This window comes from Providencia sp. PROV252, assembly GCF_033676005.1.
In the GTDB taxonomy this organism is placed as follows: Bacteria; Pseudomonadota; Gammaproteobacteria; order Enterobacterales; family Enterobacteriaceae; genus Providencia; species Providencia vermicola.
Genome location: NZ_CP096294.1, coordinates 4,230,261 through 4,241,537 on the forward strand (window position 1 = coordinate 4,230,261; position 11,277 = coordinate 4,241,537).

General features: G+C 42.6%; 9 protein-coding genes, 3 tRNA genes and 2 pseudogenes. 3 read left to right on the forward strand and 11 right to left on the reverse strand.

What is annotated here, in order from left to right; translation table 11 throughout:
* Positions 1-52: 52 nt before the first annotated feature.
* The 5 genes from hfq to tsaE all read right to left on the reverse strand — a co-directional run bounded on the left by hfq (position 53) and on the right by tsaE (position 5,122).
* On the reverse strand, positions 53-349 hold the full coding sequence (gene hfq / locus M1F05_RS19530) for an RNA chaperone Hfq (RefSeq protein WP_206083158.1): 297 nt from the start codon (positions 347-349) through the stop codon (positions 53-55).
* A 106-nt stretch (positions 350-455) separates the two neighbouring features.
* Positions 456-1,397 carry a tRNA (adenosine(37)-N6)-dimethylallyltransferase MiaA gene (miaA, locus tag M1F05_RS19535; protein ID WP_206083157.1) on the reverse strand — a complete coding sequence of 314 codons (942 nt, stop codon included), beginning with the start codon at positions 1,395-1,397 and terminating at the stop codon, positions 456-458.
* Positions 1,390-3,345 (reverse strand): DNA mismatch repair endonuclease MutL, encoded by a 1,956-nt coding sequence (gene mutL, locus M1F05_RS19540; protein WP_318825956.1) that lies wholly within the window; start codon positions 3,343-3,345, stop codon positions 1,390-1,392. The genes miaA and mutL overlap by 8 nt, the downstream gene beginning before the upstream one ends.
* Before the next feature lie 11 nt (positions 3,346-3,356).
* The gene (amiB, locus tag M1F05_RS19545; RefSeq protein WP_206083155.1) at positions 3,357-4,643 is read right to left on the reverse strand and encodes an N-acetylmuramoyl-L-alanine amidase AmiB; all 1,287 of its coding nucleotides are present in this window, start codon (positions 4,641-4,643) and stop codon (positions 3,357-3,359) included.
* A 14-nt stretch (positions 4,644-4,657) separates the two neighbouring features.
* The gene (gene tsaE / locus M1F05_RS19550; protein ID WP_206083153.1) at positions 4,658-5,122 is read right to left on the reverse strand and encodes a tRNA (adenosine(37)-N6)-threonylcarbamoyltransferase complex ATPase subunit type 1 TsaE; all 465 of its coding nucleotides are present in this window, start codon (positions 5,120-5,122) and stop codon (positions 4,658-4,660) included.
* Positions 5,123-5,402: 280 nt separating this feature from the next.
* On the opposite strand from tsaE, the gene queG reads away from it, so the two are divergent.
* The gene (gene queG, locus M1F05_RS19555; protein ID WP_206083151.1) at positions 5,403-6,584 is read left to right on the forward strand and encodes a tRNA epoxyqueuosine(34) reductase QueG; all 1,182 of its coding nucleotides are present in this window, start codon (positions 5,403-5,405) and stop codon (positions 6,582-6,584) included.
* A 691-nt stretch (positions 6,585-7,275) separates the two neighbouring features.
* Here the strand turns inward: queG and M1F05_RS19560 are convergent.
* The 6 genes and pseudogenes from M1F05_RS19560 to orn form a co-directional block, all read right to left on the reverse strand.
* Positions 7,276-7,351 (reverse strand) — tRNA-Gly (locus M1F05_RS19560).
* 42 nt (positions 7,352-7,393) lie between these two features.
* Positions 7,394-7,469, reverse strand: a tRNA-Gly gene (locus M1F05_RS19565).
* A 40-nt stretch (positions 7,470-7,509) separates the two neighbouring features.
* Positions 7,510-7,585 (reverse strand) — tRNA-Gly (locus M1F05_RS19570).
* 224 nt (positions 7,586-7,809) lie between these two features.
* Positions 7,810-8,099 (reverse strand): annotated as a pseudogene (locus M1F05_RS19575) (type II toxin-antitoxin system RelE family toxin).
* A pseudogene (locus M1F05_RS19580) lies at positions 8,089-8,342 on the reverse strand (type II toxin-antitoxin system RelB/DinJ family antitoxin). Before M1F05_RS19580 ends, M1F05_RS19575 begins: the two co-directional pseudogenes overlap by 11 nt.
* Before the next feature lie 126 nt (positions 8,343-8,468).
* Positions 8,469-9,014 (reverse strand): oligoribonuclease, encoded by a 546-nt coding sequence (orn, locus tag M1F05_RS19585; protein WP_206083149.1) that lies wholly within the window; start codon positions 9,012-9,014, stop codon positions 8,469-8,471.
* 104 nt (positions 9,015-9,118) lie between these two features.
* Here orn and rsgA point away from each other — a divergent pair, with 104 nt between their 5' ends.
* Together rsgA and asd are read left to right on the forward strand one after the other, a co-directional pair.
* Positions 9,119-10,171, forward strand: coding sequence for a small ribosomal subunit biogenesis GTPase RsgA (rsgA, locus tag M1F05_RS19590; protein ID WP_206083148.1), 1,053 nt, complete (start codon positions 9,119-9,121; stop codon positions 10,169-10,171).
* A gap of 181 nt (positions 10,172-10,352) precedes the next feature.
* The gene (gene asd / locus M1F05_RS19595) at positions 10,353-11,249 is read left to right on the forward strand and encodes an archaetidylserine decarboxylase (protein ID WP_206083146.1); all 897 of its coding nucleotides are present in this window, start codon (positions 10,353-10,355) and stop codon (positions 11,247-11,249) included.
* Positions 11,250-11,277: the final 28 nt, after the last annotated feature.

The following is an 11,277-nucleotide window of genomic DNA, read 5'->3' on the forward strand; positions in this document are numbered from 1 at the left end:
ACACAGGTACAGTCTCCCTACCCATGCTTTCCTTGTCTTTTAGCGTACAAACTTACTCAGTTACTTCGCCATCCTGCGATGCAGGTGCACCCGAATGGTAATTACCATTACCTGCGCTACCACCTGTTGTGCCACTGTGGTGAGAAACAGGACGTGCAGGGACAACAGTAGAGATAGCGTGCTTATAAACCATCTGGCTAACTGTGTTTTTCAATAAAATGACAAATTGATCAAAAGATTCAATTTGCCCCTGCAATTTGATGCCATTAACGAGATAAATAGAGACCGGAACCCTTTCACGACGTAATGCGTTCAGGAACGGATCTTGCAAAGATTGCCCCTTAGCCATTCTATGTTTTCCTTATTTTGTTGTTTTTAAAAGAGAATCTTTATGATTCCAAAAGTAACTACTCAAAAATTGCGCTTAACGTTCTAATTGTACACAAACATCAGTCCTATGCACGTACTACCTGCATAACTGTGTCAAGCGCCTGCTGAGGTTGCTCACTATCTAACCACTGAACATTATCCCAGCTTCTTAACCAGGTAATCTGGCGTTTTGCCAATTGGCGTGTTGCACAAATTCCCCGATAAACCATTTCATCATGGCTAATTTCGCCGTCCAAGTATGACCACATTTGCCGATAGCCCACACAACGAATGGCGGGAAGATCAACATGTAAATCACCTCGGTGGTAAAGAGCACGGACTTCCTCTTCAAAACCCGCGTCTATCATCAGATGAAAGCGTTGTTCTATGCGTTCATGTAAAATTTTACGATCTTGTGGCGCAATAGCAAACTGAAACACATTATAAGGCAATTCTTCCCCTGCTGTTTGTGTCATTTCAGTCAAAGTTTGTCCTGAAATGAGATATACCTCTAAAGCACGGGATAATCTTTGTGGATCATTAGGATGGATCCTAGCCGCAGCAACAGGGTCGACCTCCGCTAAACGGCGATGGATTTCACTCCATCCATGTTCTTGCGCTATCTGTTCTATTTGGGTGCGCACATTTGCATCAGCAGAAGGTAATGGTGAAAGTCCTTCTAACAATGCTTTGAAATACAACATAGTACCGCCAACAAGTAACGGTATTTTACCCTGAGCAGTAATCTCACTCATTACTTTTAATGCGTCACGACGAAAATCAGCAGCAGAATAAGGTAGAGCTGGATCGAGAATATCAATCAAACGATGAGGGGCTTGGCTGAGTTCCTCGGCTGTTGGCTTTGCTGTACCAATATCCATTCCACGGTAAATTAACGCCGAATCGACACTAATAATTTCCACAGGCAAATGCTTGCGAAGTTCTATCGCTAAAGCGGTTTTACCTGAAGCAGTCGGCCCCATAAGGAATATTGCATCAGGTTTTTTCTGAGTTACTAAATCACTCATTTGTTAGTGTAGCTACCACGGATTGTAAATTAATTAATTGTAATAATGTTGGTGGGGGATTTTTTACCCACTGCGGACAAATCCGCTCAACATCAGCCAGCAACTGAACAGCCTGTGCTAAACTCCAACTTTCTTCTGTTTTCACCTGTGAAACCGCTTTGGCTAGCCATTGTGCGATATCTTGTTGTGTGATGCTTTCTTTTGTCGATAAAAAACCGATCAAATCTGAAAAAAGTTGCGATAAATTTTGTGTTCTTAATGGTAACGATACCGTATGAATTGTTACTTTTCCATGAAATATCGTGGCTTCGATACCAAATATTGCCAATTGTTCCTTGTACCGCTGTAAAACCTCTATTTCATCGTTTTTAAGTGACAATTTTAGCGGTATCAAAAGAGGTTGTGGCTTGAGGTTTTCACCCTCTGGCGACAATTGCGCTAATCTCAATAAATAATTAGCTTCCGTTAAGGATAACAGGATTAGTCCCAACGAAGACTCAATTAATGCAAAGTTTTTTGAGTAAATTGTCAATACTTTACCAAAAAGGTAGTTATCCGCATTTTTTGCTACAGGTTGTGAAGAAACTTGAGACGTATCCACAGGTTGGCGCTCAGGAAAAAGCGGTTTTTTCTCCGTTTCAGGAACTGGAATTGACATCAAGCTTTGGTAAAGGTCTCCCGCTTTTTTATCGTAGTTAGTGCCGTAGTTTTTCTGCTCTACATTCCCGACGAATTGTGATGCGGATTTGGGCAGGGAAGAACTCGATGTCGCCGTGGTTGCAGGCTTATAAGCGACCTGCGGTTCACGAGCGGTTCTCTCAGCCTGTGGCAATGATTCGGTATAATTTGGTTTCGAAGTTGATGTTGGGGAAGAAAAATAATTCCCTCCTGCTGAAGACCGGTTTTCGAGCTCAGCATGTACTGGCTCTATTCCTGGTAATTCACTTATTGATGCCGCTTCAAGGAGTACTGTACGTACGGCTTGATAAATAAAATCATGTACTAACCGCGCTTGGTGAAAACGTACCTCATGTTTCGCTGGATGGACGTTTACATCCACTTGTTTCGGATCAATGGTTAAATACAAGACATAAGCGGGCTGTTGATTGTCTTCTAAATAGCCTTCAAATGCTTGGCGGATAGCATGGTTAATTAACCGGTCGCGCATCATCCGTCCATTCACATAGCAATACTGAGTTTCACTCACAGGAGTATTCGATGGGGAAACCACCCAGCCTTTAATTGCCAGGTCGCTGTGCTCCCAAGATAACGCTAATGCGCCTTGCATAAAGCCAGTACCGCAAATAGTCCCAAGCCGCCTTTCTTGCTGCACTTCATCATGGGCAGCACGGTACTGTTTCACCAGTTTTCCGTTATGAGTCAAATTAATAGACACATCAGGGCGCGATAATGCAATGCGGCGAACCACTTCATCAATATGGCCAAATTCGGTTTTTTCAGTGCGCATAAATTTGCGCCTTGCAGGGGTATTATAAAAGAGATCGAGGACTTCAACCGTCGTACCATTAGGATGCGCTGCAGGCTTTACTGTGACTTCCATATCCCGCCCTTCAGCGTAAGACTGCCACGCTTCGGTTTGTTCCGCGGGTTTTGACGTCAACGTTAATCGTGAAACAGAGCTGATGCTCGCTAATGCTTCACCGCGAAAGCCCATACTCATAATGGCTTCAAGGTCATCGAGCGTCGCAATTTTACTGGTCGCATGGCGCGCAAGGGCGAGGATTAATTCATCTTTGTTAATCCCACAGCCATTATCACGAATACGGATCAGTTTCTCTCCACCACGCTCAATATCAATATCAATGCGTGTTGCCTTGGCATCAAGACTGTTCTCAACCAGCTCTTTTACGACAGATGCAGGCCTTTCGACCACCTCACCCGCCGCAATTTGGTTCGCTAATTGAGGAGAGAGAATATGTATTGCCATCGCTCAATTCCTTATTTAGGTGCAGCTTGAATCGGATTCGCAAGGAAATATTGGCGCAATCCTAAGTGAATGGCCTCAGCCACTGCATCTTGGAATTCATTGGATTTGAGCAGTTGCTCTTCCGCTGCATTACTGATGAAGCCTGTTTCAACCAAGATTGACGGAATGTCGGGAGAACGCAGAACCCCAAGGCTGGCATGCTCTGGCGTTTTTTTATGGATATTACCCACTTTTCTCAATTGCTGAATAACTTGAACAGCGACATCATAGCCCACGCGCTGAGAGTGGCCGAACTGCAAATCCAATACTGCTTGGCTTAAATACGGATCTGCGCCACTGAGCGCATCCCCTGCACCGCCTAATAATTCAGATTGTTTTTCACGTTGTTCTAACCAGCTACCTAACTCACTATTTGCACGACGATTTGATAATACCCAAACAGAGGCACCTCGTGCGCTGCTGTTAGGGGCTGAGTCCGCATGGATGGATACCAACATGTTCGCGCCTTTTTTACGAGCAACATCGGAACGTCCACTAACAGAAATAAAGTAGTCGCCATCACGCGTCATAGCGGGTTTGAACATAGGGTCAGCTTCAAGACGCTGATAGAGTTTTTTCGCAACACTCAGAGTCACATCTTTCTCTTTATAACCATTTTTCCCAATCGCGCCAGGATCTTTACCACCATGCCCTGCATCAATAGCGATCACCACCTGTTTGCTGCCTTTAGGCATATTTTTGTATTTTACAGGGGCAGGCGTTGAAACAGGCGCTGGATTATTCATTTTTAACGGTTTGTCCTGTGTGTTATTGACCACAGGAGCAACATTATTATTGGTGCGATTAAATGACGTTGAACTGGTTGAGTTACCTGCTGAAATCGTCAGAACTAATTGATATTCGCCACCCACTTGCTTTAAAACAGCTTTGGTTTTTGCGACGCGGGATAGCTCCATCACCAGACGTTTATGTTGGTTATCAGAAGGTTGGCTTGAACGCACCACTTTTACCAAATCCCCTGCAGGCACTTTTAGTGGCAAGCCAAGGATTTCACCTCGTTGCTTTACATCAACAACCAGTCGCTCAGGTGAATGCAAGGGAAAATAAGAGTAATCAGGCTTACCGTCAATAAAGCTTAGTGTGACCTCAGCTTGTGATGGGCTATTATTCACTTGAATATTAGACAGTGTTGCGGCTTGTGCTTGCATAGCAAAAAGCCATGCGAATGAAAGCATAAAAAGGACAAAAGCCGCCAAAAAACCCTTTCTTGTTATTCTGTGCATTGATGCATTCAACATGAGCAATAAGTTCCTTAGAATTGGGGTAATGCTTCTAACAACGACTCCCCATTTGCAGACAAAGCAACGATGTGAGCCTGACGCCCCTCATCTTGATATGTGAGATGGAGCTCAAGATCCGCTTCAGGTAAAAAACCTTTACCTTGTTGCGGCCATTCAACCAAGCAGATCGAGTTTTCAGAAAAATAGTCACGAATACCCATAAATTCAAGTTCTTCAGGATCTGCTAGACGATAGAGATCAAAGTGAAAAACATAACGATCCGCTAATTCATAAGGTTCAACCAGTGTGTAAGTTGGACTTTTTACATGGCCTTGATGACCCAAAGCTTGTAAGAAACCACGACTAAACGTGGTTTTTCCCGCACCGAGATCACCATACAGGTGAATTACCACACCTTGATGGCAAGCACCTGCAATTGCGCGACCAAGCGCAACAGTTTGCGCTTCATCAGCAAGTTGTATTCTACGTTCTTTCATAGTGTTCTTTTGTGGCATTATTGATGGGCTGTGTCGCCAAATTATTGTCTAATGACTGTTATCAGTATCCGAGAGGAAGCCTGTTTCAGTTCTTCCAAATACCATTGACTATATTAACCTAAGCGCCGTCATTTTTCTTAATTAACATTGCTGAAACTATCAGATCAGAAATATCTTATAATAGATCTGAACACCGAAAGGCACTCTTTTCATCAATTTTGAGAAAAAACCGCTTCCATGGTAGAGTGCCAGCCGTTTTATTTTACTGTGACAGGATCTGATGGCAGCATTTCTCGATCTCAACCTTCTCGCTCAACTTATCAAACAATGGGGCATTGAAGCAGGCTTCCAACAGGTGGGGATCTGCGATACTGACCTGTCCGCGGAAGAACCCAAACTGCAGGCATGGCTCGACAAGCAATACCACGGTGAAATGGAATGGATGAACCGCCACGGAATGATGCGGGCACGTCCCCATGAGCTCCATCCTGGCACTTTACGGGCCATCAGTGTTCGCATGAACTATTTGCCCGCCAAAGCGGCGTTTGCCAGCACACTGAATAACCCTGAGCTCGGGTATGTTAGCCGCTACGCCCTTGGTCGCGACTATCATAAGCTATTAAAAAAACGCTTAAAAGCCCTTGCAGATCGTATTTTAGCTTACTGCCGTGAATTTGATGGGGCGCTCCTTGCGGATGGTACAACCGTTGAGGATCTTAATTTTCGTCCATTTGTTGACTCTGCGCCAATCTTAGAGCGGCCTCTTGCCGTTAAAGCTGGCCTAGGGTGGACTGGAAAGCACTCATTGGTATTAAATCGTGAAGCAGGCTCGTGGTTTTTCCTTGGAGAACTGCTGATCAACCTACCTGTTCCTGTCGATAAACCCATTGAAGATGACTGCGGCCGCTGCGTTGCCTGTATGACAACCTGCCCAACAGGCGCCATTGTTGAGCCTTATACTGTTGATGCAAGACGCTGTATTTCCTATTTAACAATTGAACTTGATAGCGCGATACCTGAAGAGTTTCGTCCATTAATGGGTAACCGAATTTATGGTTGTGATGACTGCCAATTAATTTGCCCATGGAACCGTTTCTCCCAACTCACTGACGAAGAAGATTTTAGCCCAAGGCAAGCGCTGCATACGCCAGAGCTTCTTGAATTATTTTCGTGGGATGAAGACAGGTTTTTGAAGGTAACCGAAGGCTCTGCAATCCGCCGTATTGGCTATATTAAATGGTTAAGAAACATCAGTGTTGCACTGGGCAATGCGCCTTATCAAGATAGTATTGTGCTTGCATTACAAAATAGGTTGGGGATCAATGAAATGTTAGACGAGCACTTTCATTGGTCTATACAACAACAGCTTAGCCGACGTCTTGAGAACCAAGTGACAATTCAAACTTCACAACAAAAACGCCTTGTACGGGCGATTACTAAAGGTTTACCTCGCGACGCCTAAAAAAAGGCCTGCTATATAACTGAAATCTATAATTGTCAAATCGATGTGAATAAAATAAAAAATCGCTTTGCAGACAATAGGTAAAGAATTTGCAAGTTGTGCTTAGCACATTTTCAAAAAATAAATTCATCGACTATAAATCAATGAGTTACAGATAAGAGTTCTGATTATCTTTACCTGACAGTAAGAAAAGAATAGTGAAGTTAGCCTGTGGATAACTCTGTGCAATAAGTTATTTCAAATTGGCATATAGATGGGGCGCAACTCAACAAGCTGTGGATAACTTTTTGATGCTGAATTGTGAAGAAAAATGCTGATTTTACGTTAACTACTCGAAAAAAGTTGCCAAAAAACTAGGTTAAAACGAAAATTTGCCTGAGTTAAATAAAAAACACATTTTTGTTTATTATTTAAACTTTTACCTTAAGGACATAAATACCTTTAGAATGCCCTATTACTGAGGGGTGGCTATTCTATGGTGACCCGAAGTTGAATGCAAGCAAAAATCCAAATTAGATCCAAGAAAGATCGGCGAAGGCGTGTGGATCCTAGCTTAGCAAGGGTACCAACAATAAAATTACGTACAAAAAACCGTTAGATGAAATTAGTAATTCCACTTAATGCTTTAATACTAAAATATCATTTGGATTGAAATTACAAAGAAAAAATTTAGATGGTATAAACAAGAGATTGGAGCGGGAAACGAGACTCGAACTCGCGACCCCGACCTTGGCAAGGTCGTGCTCTACCAACTGAGCTATTCCCGCATTTGGTGGGTACTGCAATTTTACTAAAACACTAAGAAAGTTTGGAGCGGGAAACGAGACTCGAACTCGCGACCCCGACCTTGGCAAGGTCGTGCTCTACCAACTGAGCTATTCCCGCATCACGAAAATAGTGCTTTAGCTAAAACATCAAGAAAGCTTGGAGCGGGAAACGAGACTCGAACTCGCGACCCCGACCTTGGCAAGGTCGTGCTCTACCAACTGAGCTATTCCCGCATACCATTTCTGGATGTTTTCCGCGCCGATATTATTACAAAAACTTAATCGGTACGGGGAGCGCATTATACGAAAAATTCAGAGACTAGCAAGCCTTTGCACTCAAATTTTTTATTTTTTTGTTCGTTTGTCGACAAAATAGTCACAATGGTGATTTTATCAACACACGTTGTAAAAACCTGATTTCAATACATTAACATTGGTAACTTACTCAACGATAATATTTATATCAGCCTATGGGTCGCAGATTTATAAACCTTTTCATTTTCACTTTTACCAACTGCGACAACAAAAATAACAATTTCATCATCGATAACTTGGTACACAAGGCGAACCCCTGATGCCCTTAATTTGATTTTATAGCAATTCGATAACTCTCCGTGTAACCGCAAAGATTCTATGTAAGGGTTTAATTGTAATTTTTTTAACTTCTTTTTAAATTGTTCTCAGATACTGTAATCAAGCTTTTTCCATTCCCTTAAAGCACGCCATCAAATGCAATATCAAATATCATCAATATTCACTCTTATTCGTTTAGCTGGTTTTTTAAACGATTACGCACAACAGCTAAAATATCCTCATCTTCATCCGCCTCACTCACAACAATAGAAACCTCAGAAAACGGAAGCTTTTCATTCTCTGCAACATAACGGAGAAATAGCCTTAGCGCTTCGGATGGAGAAAGGTTTAATTTATCAAATGCTTGATACGCATCTTTTTTTAGCTGTTCATCAACTCTAATTTGTATAGTACTCATCATAATTTCCTTTCAGGATCTACTGTTAGGGTGATGTAATGACAAATGTAATGCAATGTGTAATGCAGTATCATATTTAAAGACAAAAAAGCCGCCTCAAGGGCGGCACCTTCGTTAATTCAACATTTATTCTTTGATAAATGTTTCTCGATAATAAGCCAGCTCAGCGACTGATTCGCGAATATCATCAAGCGCTTGGTGGGTATTTTTCTTCGAAAAACCCGTTAAAATTTCAGGCTTCCAACGACGAGCAAGTTCTTTCAATGTGCTCACATCTAAATAACGATAATGAAAATAACTTTCTAATTCAGGCATATAACTAAATAAGAAGCGTCTATCTTGCCCAACGCTGTTACCACAAATTGGCGATGCTCCTTTAGGCACCCATTTCTCAAGGAACTCAATCGTGGCTAGCTCTGCTTCACGTTCGCTTACTGTGCTTTTACGTACACGTTCAACTAAACCGCTTCCTGTATGCGTATTCACATTCCATTCGTCCATCAGAGCCAATTGCTCATCCGTCTGATGAACTGCAATCACAGGGCCTTCTGCTAAAATATTAAGATGGCTATCTGTTACAATGGTCGCAATTTCAATAATGCGATCACGAACGGGATCGAGGCCAGTCATTTCTAAATCGATCCAAATTAAATTATTCTCATTCTTTTGCATGATATACCCTAACTGCATTCTGTGAAGTTAGGGTATGATAGCACTCTTCATGCCTTAATGCGTGAGTGATATTCCAACGACAGCCAATAGTGAAGAGAGGACAGGTGGCTAAACAGAAACTTTCGAAAGGCCAACAGCGCCGAGTTCAAGAAAATCATCAAAAAAGACTCAAAAAACAAAAAACAGTTGAAATCGATGATAGCCAATTAGGTGAAGCACAAGAAGGCTTAGTCATTAGCCGCTTTGGGCAACATGCTGATATTGAAGCGAACGACGGCACCATTCAACGCTGTAATTTGCGCAGAACTATTTCATCCCTCGTCACAGGGGATAACGTGGTGTGGCGCCCTGCGTTGAATACACAAACTGAGATCAAGGTTAATGGCATTGTCGAAGCTGTTCATGAGCGCCACTCTGTACTTACTCGCCCTGATTATTACGATGGTTTGAAACCAATCGCTGCAAACATCGACCAAATTGTCGTTGTTTCTGCAATTTTGCCAGAACTTTCGCTCAATATTATCGACCGCTATCTTGTCGCCTGCGAAACAATTGGCATTCAACCGATTATCGTCCTTAACAAAGTTGACCTACTTGATGACGAAAACCGTGAGTGGGTGAGCGACTTGATGACAATTTACAGCGAAATTGGCTACCAAGTGTTAGAAGTCTCCAGCCATACTAATGAAGGAATGGAAGCACTTACTAACGCGCTAGCAGGGAAAGTTTCAGTATTTGTGGGTCAATCAGGTGTCGGTAAGTCCAGCCTACTCAATGCATTGCTCCCGCATAACGAAGAAACCATTTTAGTTAACGATGTTTCAGATAACTCAGGTCTGGGGCAACATACCACAACGACTGCCCGCTTATACCACTTCCCACTCGGTGGCGATGTGATTGACTCCCCTGGCGTTCGTGAATTTGGTTTGTGGCATTTAACCACGGAACAAGTGACGAAAGGATTTGTCGAATTTAAAGATTACCTTGGCGGTTGTAAATTCCGTGACTGTAAACATTTAGATGACCCAGGTTGTTTGTTACGTGAAGCCGTAGAAACAAACAAAATTGCAGAATCGCGCTTTGAAAATTACCATCGCATCTTAGAAAGCATGGAACAAGTGAAGCCGCGCGGCAATTTCACTGGAAAAGAGAAATAAAGTTAGTAAGTACTTACAATTTTATTACTCAATTCTTTGCTCTAATTGACGCTAATTTGCGCTAAATAGTTCAAGCTATCGCTGGGTAATAGCCCCTAACGCGACAGTTTGAAATACAACGAGTAAACTGTGTACAATAGCGGCCTTTTCGCTAACATACCTTTAAAAATCAGAGGTTAACGTGCTAGACAAAATTAAAATTCGCTTGCAATATATGCTTCCAAAACAATGCCTTACTGAATTTGCAGGCTGGTTTGCAAGTCGCAACGCTGGGTTTATGACGCAATGGGCAATTAAACTATTTGCTAAAGCCTATAAAGTGAATATGAATGAAGCGCAAAAAAGCGAACTCACCGCATACGCAACCTTTAATGACTTCTTTATTCGTCTACTCAAAGAAGACGCTCGCCCAATTGTTGAAAAAGACAACCAACTAGCACAGCCAGCTGACGGCGCAGTGAGCCAATTAGGTTCTATCCATGATGACCAAATTTTCCAAGCAAAAGGCCATAACTATACCGTTGAAGCCTTACTGGCAGGTCAACACCAATTAGCAGAGCGTTTTCGTGGCGGTGAATTCATTACCACTTATCTTTCGCCAAGTGACTATCATCGCGTCCACATGCCTTGCGATGGCTTACTTAAAGAGATGATTTATGTTCCAGGTGATTTATTCTCTGTAAATCCATTAACGGCACAAAACGTCCCAAACCTGTTTGCCCGTAATGAGCGCTTAATTTGTGTCTTTGATACCCCTGTTGGTCTGATGGTGCAAATTTTAGTCGGTGCCACTATTGTGGGTAGCATTGAAACGGTTTGGAGTGGTTGTGTAAATACCTGCCGTGAAGGCGTAATCAAACGTTGGGTTTACCCTGAATTAAATTCTGAAGGCGCTGTTTTCCTGAAAAAAGGGGAAGAAATGGGCCTGTTTAAGTTAGGTTCTACCGTCATTAACTTGTTTGAACCAAACAAAGTGACCTTTAATTCATCACTCATCCCAGGCTATGCAACACGCATGGGTGAATTACTCGCCGAGACGGTTTCGGTTGAGACTCATAACGAATCTGTCGGCGTTTAATTTACGGTTATGTCCTTGAAGGAGCTCC

Bases quoted from the DNA above. Each gene is read 5' to 3' on its own strand.
- mutL (WP_318825956.1), bottom strand. From the start codon at position 3,345: ATGGCAATACATATTCTCTCTCCTCAATTAGCGAACCAAATTGCGGCG.
- hfq (WP_206083158.1), bottom strand. From the start codon at position 349: ATGGCTAAGGGGCAATCTTTGCAAGATCCGTTCCTGAACGCATTACGT.
- amiB (WP_206083155.1), bottom strand. From the start codon at position 4,643: ATGTTGAATGCATCAATGCACAGAATAACAAGAAAGGGTTTTTTGGCG.
- tsaE (WP_206083153.1), bottom strand. From the start codon at position 5,122: ATGAAAGAACGTAGAATACAACTTGCTGATGAAGCGCAAACTGTTGCG.
- queG (WP_206083151.1), top strand. From the start codon at position 5,403: ATGGCAGCATTTCTCGATCTCAACCTTCTCGCTCAACTTATCAAACAA.
- orn (WP_206083149.1), bottom strand. From the start codon at position 9,014: ATGCAAAAGAATGAGAATAATTTAATTTGGATCGATTTAGAAATGACT.
- miaA (WP_206083157.1), bottom strand. From the start codon at position 1,397: ATGAGTGATTTAGTAACTCAGAAAAAACCTGATGCAATATTCCTTATG.